Raw genomic sequence first — 13637 nt, 5'->3', positions numbered from 1 at the left:
AATGCTAAACGGCGCCTAAATAGCCTTGTTGGCGCCAGGCCTCGAACACAACGACCGCCACAGCGTTCGAGAGATTCAGGCTTCGCTGCCCGGCGAGCATCGGTAACCGCACACGCTGAGACGGCGCAAACAAAGCCATTTGCTCTGCGGAAAGTCCCGCTGTCTCGCGACCAAATACAAAGACATCCCCTTCTCGCAATGGGACTGCGCTGACCAGCTGCGTGGCTTTGGTCGTCATCGCAAAAACCCGTTCAGGCGGCGCGCTCGTCGCAGCGATCGCAAGCGACAGACTGTCATGGACTTTGACAGGCTGCCACTCGTGATAATCCAGACCTGCGCGCTTGAGGCGCGTGTCATCGATTTCAAAACCAAGCGGACGCACTAAATGCAAACGCGCACCAGTATTGGCGCACAAACGAATCACATTACCCGTATTGGGTGGAATTTCAGGCTGAACGAGGATGACATCAAACATAGCCTCTATTTTGCCAGAGTACGCGCCGCCACAAGAGCGACAACGCCACTCGCGCCTGCACGCAGCAACTCACCCGAAGCCTGCTCAAGCGTGCTTCCCGTTGTCAGGACATCATCCACCAAACCGACCCATCTGGAACCAAGCCTGACAGGCACCGCATACAAGCCGCGCACGCTCTCCTGACGAGAGCGCAGATCCAGGGATTTCTGACTCGTCGTTTCACGGGTGCGTCGCAGCCACTCGCCGCGCAATGGGATGCCACTCAACCCGGCCAATTCGCGTGCGATTTCCCCGGCCGGATTCATGCCGCGCTTCAAGATGGCATCACGACTGGAAGGAATGGGCACCAATGCCTCCAGCCTGGGCAGCGGAGGTTTAACCGTCCGCATATTTCGCCACAGGAGCCTCGCGAAGAGACCCGCATCGGTCAAGCGACCCTGAGCCTTGAAGCAACGCATCAACTGATCGCCCGGTGGTGCGAAATAAATACCCGCAACAGCGCGGGAGTAAGCCGGCGTGTCTGTCCCCGCCCGCTGTGTGCACGTGGCGCAAAGACCACCACTGGAAGTGTCCGTCGCACTTGCTTGAATCGTGTCTGCAACCGATGGGGCAACCGGCGCTTGATACAAACAACGCGGACAATGATGACGTACGTCAAAATCGAATCTGACTTTGTTTTCACAGGCCAGACACAGGTCGCCGCCAACAGCCATCAGCCCGCATAGGGGGCAAGGAGAACGGAGTATTTGTCGAATTTTTTCTCGGATAGAGTACATTTTCACACCTCCAGCGGCCATTTTGCCTTGGGGTAGCATGCCTTTTTCAAAGCTATGACAACTTCATCCACGCCCAGTCGTCTTCCACTGAACGCTGAACACGTACGGCGTCAATTCAGCCGCAGAGGCGATCTCAGTGACGCCCAGTTTTTATATGGAGAGGTCGCGCGTCGCATGGACGAGCGCCTAAGGCTTGTGCGCTTGACTCCAGACCAAATCCTAGATGCCGGATGTGGGGCGGGCACTCAATTGTCGCTCTTGCATGCACGTTACCCTCTTGCGCGTATCCTGGGACAAGATCACAACCCAGGCTTACTCAAACTCGCGCAACAACGCGCAAAAAAGATTTTTCCTCACGGCTGGCGCGAATGGCTCAGCCGCTTGCGTGGACACCCTCCCGCCACCGCATGGATCCAAACAGACCTGGCGCACTCAGGTCTACAACCCGAATCCATCGATCTAGTCTGGTCCAATCTCGCGCTGCACTGGCATCCTGCTCCTCACGAAGTTTTACAGGAATGGGGACGCATCATCCGACCCAACGGACTGGTCTTTTTTTCTTGCTTTGGTCCCGCCACGATGCAGGAGCTTCGCGAGGCGTTGACGACCGCGGGACTCACCACCGCAACGCCAAACTTTGTCGACATGCATGACTTTGGAGATCTGCTGATTGAAAAGGGTTTTGCCGATCCAGTCATGGATCAGGAGGTCCTGACCTTGACTTATCCCTCTGCAGAAAAACTTCTGCAGGATGTGAAAAATCTTGGTGGCAATCCCGCGCTCGGTCGACGCGCAGGTCTCGCCACTCGCCAATGGCGGCAACGCTTGCTTGATGCGCTTGCTTTGCAACGTCAGCCCGATGGCCGCATCCACCTCACGATCGAGGTTGCCTATGGCCATGCCTGGCGCAGCGCTATCCGGCGCGGTCAGTCAGGTGAAACGCGCATCAGTGTGAGCGCGATTCAGCGAAAATCAACCGAAAAATGAATAGTAGGCTTTATAAGCCATGTAGGCTGACAAGCCAAAGAGCAGATAAGCGAAGATGCGCTTGAGCGTCTTGACCGGAAGGTTGTGCGCCGCGCGGGCTCCCACAGGGGCAAGCACCACACTGCAAGCCGCCAAAATAATCAAAGCCGGCCAGTAGATGTAGCCGACCATTTCAAAAGGCAGCCCTTCTTTGTGCCAGCCGGACCACACATAACCAATCGTGTTAGCCAGCGCGATCGGAAATCCCAAGGCCGCTGAAGTACCCACAGCCTGGTGCAGCGGGACATTGCACCACAGCATGAAAGGCACGGAGATAAAGCCGCCACCCGCACCGACCAAGCCCGAAACAAAACCAATCGTGCCACCCGCGCCAACTGTACCCACCTTGCCTGGCATCTGGCGCGAAGCCTTGGGCTTTTTGTCGCGCAACATCTGATAGGCGGAATAGCCTACGAATACAGCGAAAAACAGTGCCAACCAGCCTGTTTTGAGGAAAGAAAAAATCGCCCCCCCCGCGATCAGGCCACCCACGACGATGCCGGGGGTCAGGGCCGCAACCAGATCCCAACGCACCGCCCCCTTTTTGTTGTGCGCCCGAACACTTGAGACCGAAGTAAACAAAATCGAAGCCATCGAGGTCGCGATTGCGGCATGGACAATCAACTCGAGGGGCAATCCTTGCCAGGTCAGGAGCAATGTCAGGAACGGGACCAACAGCATGCCGCCGCCAATGCCCAACAAACCGGCTGCAAAACCGGTGACACAGCCTAGAATGGCAAGAGCCAGGATAAATAATGGATCCATGAGGTTCAACTCGATCTCGACGCTGGTAAAGGCGCTCAGTATACTGATTGAACATCTACTGTGCCCGCCCCAACTTAATTTCTGAAAAAAAGCAGCATGGACTCTCTTGATACCGAAGTGTTGAAACAAGCCCGCGAATGGGTACTTGCCGGCCATATTGTCCACTTGGCAACGGTTGTCAAAACCTGGGGTTCGGCGCCACGACAGGCCGGTGCCATGCTGGCCGTACGCAAAGACGGTCGGGTGATTGGTTCAGTTTCGGGGGGCTGTATCGAGGACGATCTGATCGCACGCGCACAAGAGGGACGTCTGCCAGACAAGCCCGAATGGGCACGCTACGGTGTTTCACAAGACGAAGCAGCGCGATTTGGACTGCCTTGCGGAGGGACCTTACGACTCGTGATCGAACCTCTCGCCAAAAGCGACTGGCTTGAACAAGTGGTCGCCTCAACAGAGGCGCAGCAGCTTATTGGTCGCTGGCTCGATATGTCGACCGGTATCTCGACGCTCACCAATGCGCGTCCTGGCCAGCTGACCGAGGTCAAAGAGGATGGCTGCCATTTTGTCTATGGACCGCACTGGCGACTATTGATCATCGGGGCGAACCAAACTGCCCGCGCCTTGGCGCAAATCGCCACGATGCTTGAATTTCAAGTCATCATCTGCGATCCCCGCGAGGAATTCACAGCCGATTGGGATATGCCGGGCGTGACATTGCAGCCAGGCATGCCTGACGACGCGGTACTCGCCATTCAGACGGATTCACGTACTGCGATCGTCGCGATCACCCATGATCCAAAACTTGACGATATGGCCTTGCTTGAGGCCTTGAAATCCAAAGCCTTTTACGTCGGCGCGTTAGGTTCGGTACGCAATCAAAGTAAGCGTCGCGAACGCCTGCTAAGTTTTGATTTAAGCGAAGAAGAGGTCGATCGGCTACATGGCCCCGTTGGTTTACAAATCGGTAGTCGCACCCCCGCAGAGATTGCTGTCGCAGTCGGTGCTGAGCTCGTCCAGGTCAGGCGAGCGCTTGAGGATGAGCGCGTGGGTGGACTGACACAGCCGCCCGCGTCAAAAGTTTAAACCTCCGCTCAGCCGCCTCGTTTGCGGGATTCGATACCGAGCTGCTTGAGCTTGCGGTAAAGATGCGTGCGCTCGAGGCCGGTCTTTTCCGAGACCCTGGTCATACTGTTGTTTTCGCGGGCAAGGTGGTACTCGAAATACACACGCTCAAATGCGTCGCGCGCCTCACGCAAAGGCTGATCCAGCGTAATGTCACCCAACAAGCTGTGATCGACAGGCTCTGGAGGCACTTGGGTTTGGACCTGCACAACGGGTTCCGCAATCTGGGGAGCCGCGCTACTAGGAGGGGGCACGGGAACAAACGTGCCGTTAGCGGACTTGGCCACAGGTAAGCGACCGCGCGCCAGTCCGGCTGAAATCGTCTTGAGCAAACGCTGCAAGGTGATCGGTTTTTCCAAAAAATCAATCGCACCAATACGGGTGGCCTCGACAGCAGTATCAATGGTGGCGTGGCCGCTCATCATGATCACCGGCATATCCAGCAGGCCTTGGGAGCCCCACTCTTTGAGCAGCGTCACACCATCGGTATCGGGCATCCAGATATCGAGCAAGACAAGATCGGGACGTCCACGCAAACGTGCCGCACGCGCCTGAGCAGCGTTTTCAGCAAGCTCGATCGTATGTCCCTCGTCATATAGGATTTCGGAGAGCAACTCGCGAATCCCGACTTCATCGTCGACAACCAAAATTCTGGCCATATATCTTTCACCACCCCTTACACATGAGCATTATCGTTGCCTTGCGGCGACGCGTCCAGCGGTCCCGCCAGCTGCGTCAACAAAATTGAAACTTTGGCACCACCTTCGCGCCGGTTGGACAGATCAATACGCCCCTGATGCTCATCAATAATCTTGCGAACAATCGCCAAACCGAGACCCGTGCCTTGAGCTTTAGTTGTAATGTAAGGCTCAAAAGCACGTTGCAACACCTGCGTACCAAATCCGGGACCATTGTCCGAGACCGTAAACCTCAAGGCGGGCCGATCGGGACTTTCCGTATTTTCCCGGCTGCCTGCCTGAATCAGCTTGGTTGTGACTTCAATCACACCCCCCTCAGGCATTTCGACCAGCGCGTCACGCGCATTCGCGAGGAGATTATGAATCACCTGGCGCAACTGAGTGGGATCGCCCAATACAGGCGGCAACGCCGGGTCAAGTGAAACCTCGAGGTGCCATGCATGCCGCTCATCTCTCACCATACCATCTAATGGATCCCAACCATAAAGTCCGAGGACCTCATCGACCAAGGCATTGAAGTCAACAGGCACCATGGTGACTGCGGGCTTACGCGCATATTCCTTAAAATCGTCCACCATATGCTTGAGAGAACTGACTTGATTGACGATAGTATTGGTCGCCCTTTCAAGAAGCGCCGCATCGGCAGGCTCGAGCTTGTGGGCGAGTTTCATCGCCAAACGTTCAGCTGACAACTGAATCGGCGTCAGCGGGTTTTTAATCTCGTGCGCCAGTCTGCGGGCAACTTCCCCCCAAGCCACGCTTCGGTTCGCGGACATCACTTCGGTAATATCATCAAACACAACCATATAGCCATTATCGCGCCCATCCACGAGTAATTGCGTACCACGCGCCAGGAGTGTCAGCGTATAAAACTTCTTGTCGTCACTCAAATCAGGCAGTTTGAGCTCAAACTGCTCCTGCCAGTGCGTACGTTCGGATCCTACAGCCGCATGCTGAGAAAAGGCTTGCCGAATCATTCCGGCAAAATCAATCATGCCGTCAATCGTCTCCAGGGGTCGTCCGGGAGCGGCGCGTAAATCCACGCTCAGAATCGCTTGCGCGCCATGATTAAAGGTCGTCAAGCGAAACTGTTGGTCAAAAACAAGTACGCCAGCCGACAGGTTCGACAATACGCTTTCGAGATAGACATTGGAGCGCTCTAACTGCGCGCGATTGGTCTCAACCATCCGGCGCGCCTCTTCGAGCTGACGCGTCATGTCGTTAAACGATCTGGTGAGCTGACCGACTTCGTCCCTGGTAGGCGGTTCGGGAAGCGGTCGAAAGTCGCCGATACTGACAGCCTGTGTTCCCGCTGCGAGGGTCAGCAAAGGCCGCACCAATTTTTTAGACAGATAAAGCGCCACGGCGATCGCGGCAAATACCGCCAGCAATAGTGCAAGAGTCAGCGTCACCGCAAACAAATTGCGCAGACTTTGCCTCGACAGCGCCAGCTCCTGATAATCAAGATAGCCCTTTTGAACCTCTCCGGCATTTTGAGCAATTTTGTCCGAGACAGGCTGCGTCAACTGCAACCAACGCGACTCAGATGTCACACCCAGCGCGGTATCCGAACGCTCGGGCGAACCTAAGGGCACAATCACACGCAGCTGCAGTCCGGCATCACCCAAATTCGCGGTAGGATCGTCCGAGTCTGCCGCCGAATACCCGCGCGCCGTTCTCAATTGATTCAGCACGGCAGCAGGCGGCAAGGGTGGCAAGAGCGTACCGAGATTATCCGTGGAAAAAGCAATCAGGCGACCACTCGTTGTAAACACCATCGCATCGATCGCGCCACTCGACTCTCGCAAACGGGTCAACGCACTGGCGATTTCCGGATCGGGTGTATTGCTCAAATCAGGCGTCATCGAACGCGCACGGGCATCGAGCTGCGCAAGTTGAGAATCAAGTGCGGCGCGGCCAAGCGCCAAACCTGACTCCAGCGCTGTATCGACGCGCACGTTAAACCATGACTCAATCGACCTGGACATGAACTGCAACGACACTGTGTAGATGAGGGCTCCGGGCAACACGCCAATCAACGCGAAGGCCAGAGCAAAACGAGCGGTCAGCCGCGCACCAAACTGTCCCACCAAAAACTGCCTGGCCAGGCGATACGTGAGCCACACCACCCACACGCACAAAGTCAGCGCCAATCCTCCATTGAGCCAGAGCAACAAGGTCTGGTACTGCGCCAACAGAGAAGCATTACCCGTCGACCACGCCAGCAAAAGGAACAAAACGGCGGCGCTCACGATGCCGATCGCTGTGACGAGGCGCATGAGCGGATTCATTTTGAGTCTTCGCCTTTACGAACTGAAAAATCAAAAGGCGTCCAGGGGCTTGTCAGTGACCACGCTCCGCGATTACGGGCATCGAGTTGCAAAGGTCTCGCCAGATGCGAGGTATCCAGTCGTATGCGCACCAGGCCGTCATAGCGCACATTCGGTTCAAAACGGTCAAGCGGCGCCACGGGCCAACCACGGACCTTTTCCAATACCGACAACGCTTCCTGCAAAGACGAGACTGGCAAAAACAAATCCCCAGATGCTACGCGCCACTGCTGCGTCAACGTGTTGTAGGACATCCGCCGTGTCAGCGATGTTTCAACAATCGTTTTGTCCCACCACCACCAGCGCGGCGCGGTGATTTTGACATCCAGCGTGAAATAAAGAGGTACTCCGCGCTCCGCCGCCTCGATCACAATCGGACTGAGTTTGAGCGCAACATCTAGATCCATCGTGAGATGACCTTCACCGATCAAAGGCTCAATCTGTTTGATCTGGGCCTCCGTGGCTGCGCTGGCATGTTGAAAAAGCGCGCAACCCACCAAGGCGAACGCTGCAAGCGCGCACCTCAGAAAAGTCCAGCCTCTCAGCTCAGCGATCATCCAATTCAGCACTTAGGTCCTGCGAGTAAACAATGCGTAAAAGAATCCATCATAGCCAGCGGGATGCTCAGCATCCGGCAGATGAGGCAATAACTGCCCGGGCGCGCTAAGTCTTTCAGCTTGGGCGTGCTGGGCGGCAAAGGCCTGAGCCTGTTGTTCGCCCTCCTCCGGAAAAATTGAACAGGTCACCATGAGTAGTTTGCCACCAGGCGCGACCACACTCCAGAGGGAATCCAAAATTTCCCTGGCCAGTTTGGCCGTCTGCTGCACGTCCTGTGCGCGACGCAACCATCGGATATCGGGATGGCGGCTGACGATACCCGACGCGGTACAGGGCAAGTCTGCCAATACAGCGTCAAATGGTTTGCCATCCCACCAGATGTGGGTCTTGATCGCACTTTCTGCGACCAGACGGACACCACGTCGCATCAATCCCAGGCGCTTGAGGTTTTGATGCACACGCTCAAGACGGGTGGCGTCGACATCAAGCGCCGTTAAATCGACCTTCGCCAACTCGAGCAGATGGGCGGTTTTGCCTCCAGGTGCCGCACACGCGTCCAGCACTTGCATGCCATCCTTGACATCCAGCATCGGTGCGGCAAGTTGAGCGCCAGCGTCCTGCACCGACCACCAGCCCTGCGCATAACCTGGTAAGGACGTGATGGGGCGGGGCACCCGCAACACCAGTCCAGCCACGCCAAATGGCGTAGTCTCGATGCCTTGCTCGGCAAAAGCGCGCTCAACTGTTTCACGTGTCGTGGCGCGAATATTCACGCGTAAAGTGAGCGGTGGGTGCGCGTTCGCAGCGGCTAAAAGCGCCTGCCAATTCTGAGGATAGTTTTTTTGCAGACTCTCGATCCACCAGCGCGGGTGGTTCCACGTTGCTTCAAGATCATTTTCGATCCGAGACAGTATGACGGCACGTTCGCGCTGAAACCGCCTGAGCACTGCGTTGACCAACCCTTTGAACGACGCAGTCGAACGATGCCACTGGGTCGCTTGCACTGCCTGGTCAACCAGTGTGTGCGCACTGTAAACCGGGGTACCTGCGGCAGGTGACTCTTCCCGGGCGCGTATCGATGCGTCGAGCAACAACAGACTTAAACCGATCAGGGCATACATCGTTGCGCTGGCTGGCTCGCGCTCGACGAGTGTGCGACGAACGGCTTTAGCCCATCCCCAATGTCGCATGGCATAGAAAGCAAGCGCTTGCGCGGCAGGTCGCACATCAGGATGAACATCGGCAAGTGCCTCGGTCAGAGACTGGCCGGACTCGACCGCGGCCACGGAACTGGCAGCGGCCAGCAAAGAATGGGATAAGGCAGGTGTGACTGGATTCATGCCTCAATTGTAGGGGCTTTGGCGGGCCAGTCCCGCAGGGGTGCCCCAACAATATCGTGCAAAGTCGGTTTTATCCTTCTTGCAAGGTAAAATCACACCCTGTTTAATGCGGATTGCGATCCGCCAGGTCACTCATCATGTCTTCGCCAAAAGTCGGTTTCGTCAGTCTCGGTTGTCCCAAAGCGCTTGTGGACTCCGAACGCATCCTTACACAATTACGTACCGAGGGCTATCAGATCGTCCCCGATTATGACAATGCCGATGTTGTCGTGGTCAATACCTGTGGCTTCATAGACAGCGCAAAAGCCGAATCTCTCGATGCGATTGGCGAGGCCATTGCGGAAAACGGTCGGGTCATTGTGACGGGTTGCATGGGTGTCGAAGAATCTGTGATTCGGGCTGTTCACCCAAGCGTTCTTGCCGTCACAGGACCTCAGCAATACGAACAAGTCGTGCGCGCGGTGCACGAAGCCGCGCCGCCCAATGCCTCCCACGATCCCTTTCTGGATCTCGTGCCCCCCCAAGGCATCAAGCTCACACCGCGCCATTACGCATATTTGAAAATCTCCGAAGGCTGTAACCACCGTTGCAGCTTTTGTATCATCCCCTCGATGCGCGGCGACCTGGTCAGCCGGCCGATCGGTGATGTGCTGGACGAGGCCCAGCGCCTGGCCAAAGCTGGCGTCAAAGAACTGCTCGTGATTTCACAGGACACTAGCGCCTATGGCGTCGATGTCAAATATCGCAGCGGTTTCTGGAATGGTCGTCCCGTCAAGACGCGCATGACCGAACTATGCTCCGCGTTGTCCGAGCTCGGGATCTGGGTACGTCTGCATTATGTTTATCCCTACCCGCACGTGGACGAAGTGATCCCCCTGATGGCCGAGGGCAAAATCCTGCCTTATCTGGACATTCCATTTCAGCATGCCAGTCCGCGTATCCTCAAGGCCATGAAGCGCCCCGCGTTCGAGGACAAAACCATGGCGCGTATTCATCGCTGGCGTGAACAGTGCCCCGACATCACCTTGCGTTCGACCTTTATTGTGGGCTTCCCCGGCGAAACAGAAAGCGATTTTCAATATCTGCTGGACTGGATGTCAGAGGCTCAACTCGACCGCGTGGGCTGTTTTCAGTACTCGCCCGTCGAAGGGGCGCCTGCCAACGCACTCGAGGGTGCAGTCCCCGACGAGGTCAAACAAGAACGCTGGGATCGCTTCATGGCGCATCAGCAAGCCATCTCGACCGCGAGACTGGCTAAACGTGTCGGGCGCGAAATCGATGTCCTGATCGACGAGGTTGACGAGGACGGTGCCATTGGCCGCTCCAGCGCCGATGCACCTGAAATCGACGGCTGCGTGTATGTGGATAGCGATACGCCTCTCAAACCCGGCGATCTCATCCGTGCTCGCGTGACAGAGTCAGACGAATACGACCTCTGGGCTGAAAAGATTGGGTCCTGATGTGATGCGCGTAGGGTTTGCCGGCACACCAGAGTTTTCCAAACTCGCATTACAAGCCATCCTGCGGGCGGGATTTGAGGTCCCATTAGTGCTGACGCAACCAGACCGCCCCTCGGGTCGAGGTCTCAAGCTGACGCCCAGCGCAGTCAAACAACTCGCGCTCGAGCACGCGTTACCAGTCATCCAGCCGCGCAGTTTACGACTCGACGGCAAATACCCGGAGGACGCGCTCGCTGCGCAACTTTCACTCCAACAAGCACAGCTTGATGTGTTGGTGGTCGCGGCTTACGGTCTGATCTTGCCCGCTTGGGTCCTGCAAACGCCTCGTCATGGCTGTCTGAATATCCATGCCAGTTTATTGCCCCGCTGGCGCGGCGCTGCCCCCATCCAGCGCGCGATCGAAGCGGGTGACACGCAAACTGGCGTGACCATCATGCAAATGGACGAGGGTCTGGATACGGGTCCGATGCTGATGGTCGAGCCTCTCAATATCGAACCGGATGACAACGCATCAAGCTTGCATGACAAACTCGCTGAACAAGGCGCGCGCCTGATTGTCCAGGCCTTGCAGGCGCTCCCTTCAGGCTCGCTTATTGCGACACCACAACCTGAAACAGGCGCCACCTACGCCGCCAAACTCGATAAAGCCGAAGCGGCTTTACAGCTACACGCGCCCGCGGAGCTTCTAGCACGTCGCATTCGCGCCTTTAATCCCGTACCCGGTGCAACCATCAGACTGCCCGGCATTCCCGAACCAGTCAAAATATGGAACGCCGTTGCAATCTCTGATGACACGTCGGTGAAGATCGGACAAACCGAGGACGTGGCTCACGTGATAAACGCCAGCCCTGATGGAATTGATGTGGCGACCGGTAAAGGGGTATTACGCTTGCTAGAGTTGCAACGTCCAGGCGGTAAGCGTCAACCTGCTTCGGCATTTATTGCCGGGTGGTCGACTTTTTCTCGCTGAGCTTGAGGACCAAAATGGTGGCCGACAAAACAAAAGTAATGATGTTGGCGATAATCATTGGCATGGACTCGATCAAAAAGGCATAACCAAGCCAAAAAGCGATACCCGTTGTAAACATCACATACATCGCCAAAGAAATCGACGCGGTATCGCGTGATTTGATGGTTTTGATCGTTTGCGGGAAAAAGGCCGCAGTGGTCAAAAAAGCGGCGATGTAACCTAAAGTTTCAATATGCATGTGGAAGGGTCAAACCCGCTCCAATTCACGCTGTTCTTTGCGTAACTTAGCCTTGAGACGCGTTTGCTTGAGCATCGAGAGGTGCTGGACAAACACTTTGCCGTTCAAATGATCCAGCTCATGCTGCACGCAAACAGCCAAAAGCCCGTCGGCATCAAACTCGTAAGGTTCACCCTGCAAGTTCAGTGCGCGGACGCGAATACTCGCGGGACGATCCACCTCGTCATACACGCCTGGCACAGACAAACAACCCTCTTCGTAGGTCTTCTTATCGTCGCTGTAGTGCAAAATTTCTGGGTTAATCAACACCCGCAAATCGCTTTTGTCTTCACTGACATCAATCACGACAACGCGCTCATGAACATCGACTTGAGTAGCGGCCAAACCAACACCCGGCGCGTCGTACATGGTTTCAGTCATATCGGCGACAAGTTGGCGGATGCGATCGTCCACCACCCGCACAGGTTTCGCAACTGTGTGCAAGCGCTTGTCGGGGTAATGCAAAATTTTGAGCAAAGACATAACAAAAAATGGGTCTGAACCGAGCGAAAACTGAGTATTTGTACGAATTCAAACCAATTTTAAATTAATAACATCCGAAATTCGATGCATTCCGCATGATTTAGGAGGGATTTTCAGGACAGTTTTGTCCCGTTTCCGCTCACAACATATGGCAGACTAGTTCATGCCTCATACCCTTTCGAATGAAGTACTCACTGCCTGGCTGCGCCTGAGCATGACCCCTGGACTCGGCCCCATTCTGAGCCAACGCCTACTAAGCCACTTTCCAAATGCCCTAGCGGCAGAGCGATCCGCACCCGAGCAGCTCCGTGCGCTCGTGCCCAAAGCGCTGTTCGAGGGTCTATTGTTCGCACGAGGGGAAAGCGTCAACCGACAAATCGCGCTCGCATTGAAATGGGCAGAAGGTCCCGATCAGACCATCCTGACACCCGAACATCCGCTTTATCCGGGACTGTTGCGACAGACAGCCGATGCGCCGATGGTCCTGTACGCCAAAGGCAATCTCAGTCGGCTCGCACAGCCCGCGCTGGCCATCGTTGGCGCACGCAACGCCACGCCTGACGGACTTGAAAATGCCAAGGACTTTGCCTGCGCGCTTGCCAGACGAGGCTGGTGCGTCGTAAGCGGGCTGGCACAAGGCATTGACGCTGCCGCACACCGCGGCGCCCTTCGTGCAGGCGAGCATGGCGCAGGCACCATCGCAGTACTGGGTACGGGTGCAGACGTCATCTATCCACGTAATCACACTGATCTTTCTCGAAACATTCTGGACTCGGGAGGCTTGATCATCTCTGAGTTCAATCTGGGCACACCGGCACGACCGCAACACTTTCCTCGCCGCAATCGCATTGTGACCGGGCTTTCCCATGGCGTTCTGGTGGTGGAGGCCGCGCTCAAAAGCGGTTCACTGCTGACCGCCAGACTCGCGGTCGAGATGGACAGGGAAGTATTCGCCATCCCGGGCTCGATTCATTCTCCGCTGTCGCGCGGCCCACACGCGCTGATTCAGGATGGCGCAAAACTGGTCGAGACAGCCGAAGACATTCTTAACGAACTCAGCATGTTCAACTTTCCTGATTCAACAATCCCCTATATATCGGAGAAGTCTGCCACCGTGTGTGCATCGGCATCAAATGCGGCGTCCAGATCTGAACCTCATTCACCGATCTGGAACGCAATCGGCTACGATCCGATTAGTGAAGACACCCTGCAGCAACGCACGAATATGTTGCCCGCGATTCTGCAGTGCGAACTTTTGACGCTTGAGCTAAACGGCGATATCGAACGTCGGCCCAACGGTTCGATTGTTCGCGCGCGGAAACGCACTTAAAAACGACTTTGAATAAACGATTCACCT

The 13637-nt window shown here is 56.0% G+C and carries 14 protein-coding genes; 5 read left to right on the top strand and 9 right to left on the bottom strand.

Annotated elements, in window-relative coordinates; genetic code table 11:
* Positions 1 to 4 precede the first annotated feature (4 nt).
* The gene (locus tag QWY30_RS09435; protein WP_290240410.1) at positions 5 to 475 is read right to left on the bottom strand and encodes a tRNA (cytidine(34)-2'-O)-methyltransferase; all 471 of its coding nucleotides are present in this window, start codon (positions 473 to 475) and stop codon (positions 5 to 7) included.
* A gap of 5 nt (positions 476 to 480) precedes the next feature.
* On the bottom strand, positions 481 to 1188 hold the full coding sequence (locus QWY30_RS09430) for a ComF family protein (protein ID WP_290240408.1): 708 nt from the start codon (positions 1186 to 1188) through the stop codon (positions 481 to 483).
* A 117-nt stretch (positions 1189 to 1305) separates the two neighbouring features.
* On the opposite strand from QWY30_RS09430, the gene QWY30_RS09425 reads away from it, so the two are divergent.
* On the top strand, positions 1306 to 2238 hold the full coding sequence (locus tag QWY30_RS09425; RefSeq protein WP_290240406.1) for a methyltransferase domain-containing protein: 933 nt from the start codon (positions 1306 to 1308) through the stop codon (positions 2236 to 2238).
* Here QWY30_RS09425 and QWY30_RS09420 read toward each other — a convergent pair.
* Positions 2224 to 3042, bottom strand: a complete 819-nt coding sequence (locus QWY30_RS09420) for a sulfite exporter TauE/SafE family protein (RefSeq protein WP_290240404.1) — start codon at positions 3040 to 3042, stop codon at positions 2224 to 2226. The genes QWY30_RS09425 and QWY30_RS09420 overlap by 15 nt on opposite strands.
* 96 nt (positions 3043 to 3138) lie before the next feature.
* Here QWY30_RS09420 and QWY30_RS09415 point away from each other — a divergent pair, with 96 nt between their 5' ends.
* Positions 3139 to 4125 (top strand): XdhC family protein, encoded by a 987-nt coding sequence (locus QWY30_RS09415; RefSeq protein ID WP_290240402.1) that lies wholly within the window; start codon positions 3139 to 3141, stop codon positions 4123 to 4125.
* Positions 4126 to 4133: 8 nt separating this feature from the next.
* On the opposite strand, the gene QWY30_RS09410 is transcribed toward QWY30_RS09415, so the two are convergent.
* The 4 genes from QWY30_RS09410 to rsmB are packed head-to-tail and all read right to left on the bottom strand — an operon-like array spanning position 4134 to position 9090.
* Positions 4134 to 4823, bottom strand: a complete 690-nt coding sequence (locus tag QWY30_RS09410) for a response regulator (protein WP_290240400.1) — start codon at positions 4821 to 4823, stop codon at positions 4134 to 4136.
* 17 nt (positions 4824 to 4840) lie between these two features.
* Entirely contained in the window at positions 4841 to 7153 is a 2313-nt protein-coding gene (locus QWY30_RS09405) for a sensor histidine kinase (RefSeq protein WP_290240398.1), read from the bottom strand.
* Positions 7150 to 7749, bottom strand: a complete 600-nt coding sequence (locus tag QWY30_RS09400) for a DUF4390 domain-containing protein (protein WP_290240396.1) — start codon at positions 7747 to 7749, stop codon at positions 7150 to 7152. Before QWY30_RS09400 ends, QWY30_RS09405 begins: the two co-directional genes overlap by 4 nt.
* A gap of 12 nt (positions 7750 to 7761) precedes the next feature.
* Positions 7762 to 9090, bottom strand: coding sequence for a 16S rRNA (cytosine(967)-C(5))-methyltransferase RsmB (gene rsmB, locus QWY30_RS09395; protein ID WP_290240394.1), 1329 nt, complete (start codon positions 9088 to 9090; stop codon positions 7762 to 7764).
* Between the two features lie 137 nt (positions 9091 to 9227).
* Between rsmB and rimO the strand changes: the two genes are divergently transcribed.
* Positions 9228 to 10550: a 30S ribosomal protein S12 methylthiotransferase RimO gene (rimO, locus tag QWY30_RS09390; RefSeq protein WP_290240393.1), complete on the top strand. Its 1323-nt coding sequence runs from the start codon at positions 9228 to 9230 to the stop codon at positions 10548 to 10550.
* A 4-nt stretch (positions 10551 to 10554) separates the two neighbouring features.
* Positions 10555 to 11520, top strand: a complete 966-nt coding sequence (fmt, locus tag QWY30_RS09385) for a methionyl-tRNA formyltransferase (RefSeq protein WP_290240474.1) — start codon at positions 10555 to 10557, stop codon at positions 11518 to 11520.
* Here fmt and QWY30_RS09380 read toward each other — a convergent pair.
* Positions 11489 to 11758: a SemiSWEET transporter gene (locus tag QWY30_RS09380; RefSeq protein WP_290240392.1), complete on the bottom strand. Its 270-nt coding sequence runs from the start codon at positions 11756 to 11758 to the stop codon at positions 11489 to 11491. The genes fmt and QWY30_RS09380 overlap by 32 nt on opposite strands.
* 9 nt (positions 11759 to 11767) lie before the next feature.
* The gene (gene def, locus QWY30_RS09375) at positions 11768 to 12280 is read right to left on the bottom strand and encodes a peptide deformylase (protein WP_290240391.1); all 513 of its coding nucleotides are present in this window, start codon (positions 12278 to 12280) and stop codon (positions 11768 to 11770) included.
* Between the two features lie 163 nt (positions 12281 to 12443).
* On the opposite strand from def, the gene dprA reads away from it, so the two are divergent.
* On the top strand, positions 12444 to 13610 hold the full coding sequence (gene dprA / locus QWY30_RS09370) for a DNA-processing protein DprA (protein WP_290240390.1): 1167 nt from the start codon (positions 12444 to 12446) through the stop codon (positions 13608 to 13610).
* The last annotated feature ends 27 nt before the right edge of the window (positions 13611 to 13637 follow it).

The sequence above is a fragment of the Zwartia panacis genome, assembly GCF_030410395.1.
In the GTDB taxonomy this organism is placed as follows: domain Bacteria; phylum Pseudomonadota; class Gammaproteobacteria; order Burkholderiales; family Burkholderiaceae_B; genus Zwartia; species Zwartia panacis.
Note: the sequence above shows the minus strand (reverse complement) of the source record. Positions and strands in the feature narration are given on the sequence as shown.

Excerpts from the sequence above, each read along its gene's own strand:
- QWY30_RS09420 (WP_290240404.1), bottom strand. The coding sequence starts at position 3,042 with ATGGATCCATTATTTATCCTGGCTCTTGCCATTCTAGGCTGTGTCACC.
- dprA (WP_290240390.1), top strand. The coding sequence starts at position 12,444 with ATGCCTCATACCCTTTCGAATGAAGTACTCACTGCCTGGCTGCGCCTG.
- QWY30_RS09380 (WP_290240392.1), bottom strand. The coding sequence starts at position 11,758 with ATGCATATTGAAACTTTAGGTTACATCGCCGCTTTTTTGACCACTGCG.
- rsmB (WP_290240394.1), bottom strand. The coding sequence starts at position 9,090 with ATGAATCCAGTCACACCTGCCTTATCCCATTCTTTGCTGGCCGCTGCC.
- rimO (WP_290240393.1), top strand. The coding sequence starts at position 9,228 with ATGTCTTCGCCAAAAGTCGGTTTCGTCAGTCTCGGTTGTCCCAAAGCG.
- QWY30_RS09435 (WP_290240410.1), bottom strand. The coding sequence starts at position 475 with ATGTTTGATGTCATCCTCGTTCAGCCTGAAATTCCACCCAATACGGGT.
- QWY30_RS09415 (WP_290240402.1), top strand. The coding sequence starts at position 3,139 with ATGGACTCTCTTGATACCGAAGTGTTGAAACAAGCCCGCGAATGGGTA.
- QWY30_RS09405 (WP_290240398.1), bottom strand. The coding sequence starts at position 7,153 with ATGAATCCGCTCATGCGCCTCGTCACAGCGATCGGCATCGTGAGCGCC.
- QWY30_RS09400 (WP_290240396.1), bottom strand. The coding sequence starts at position 7,749 with ATGATCGCTGAGCTGAGAGGCTGGACTTTTCTGAGGTGCGCGCTTGCA.
- QWY30_RS09430 (WP_290240408.1), bottom strand. The coding sequence starts at position 1,188 with ATGGCTGTTGGCGGCGACCTGTGTCTGGCCTGTGAAAACAAAGTCAGA.
- QWY30_RS09425 (WP_290240406.1), top strand. The coding sequence starts at position 1,306 with ATGACAACTTCATCCACGCCCAGTCGTCTTCCACTGAACGCTGAACAC.
- def (WP_290240391.1), bottom strand. The coding sequence starts at position 12,280 with ATGTCTTTGCTCAAAATTTTGCATTACCCCGACAAGCGCTTGCACACA.
- fmt (WP_290240474.1), top strand. The coding sequence starts at position 10,555 with ATGCGCGTAGGGTTTGCCGGCACACCAGAGTTTTCCAAACTCGCATTA.
- QWY30_RS09410 (WP_290240400.1), bottom strand. The coding sequence starts at position 4,823 with ATGGCCAGAATTTTGGTTGTCGACGATGAAGTCGGGATTCGCGAGTTG.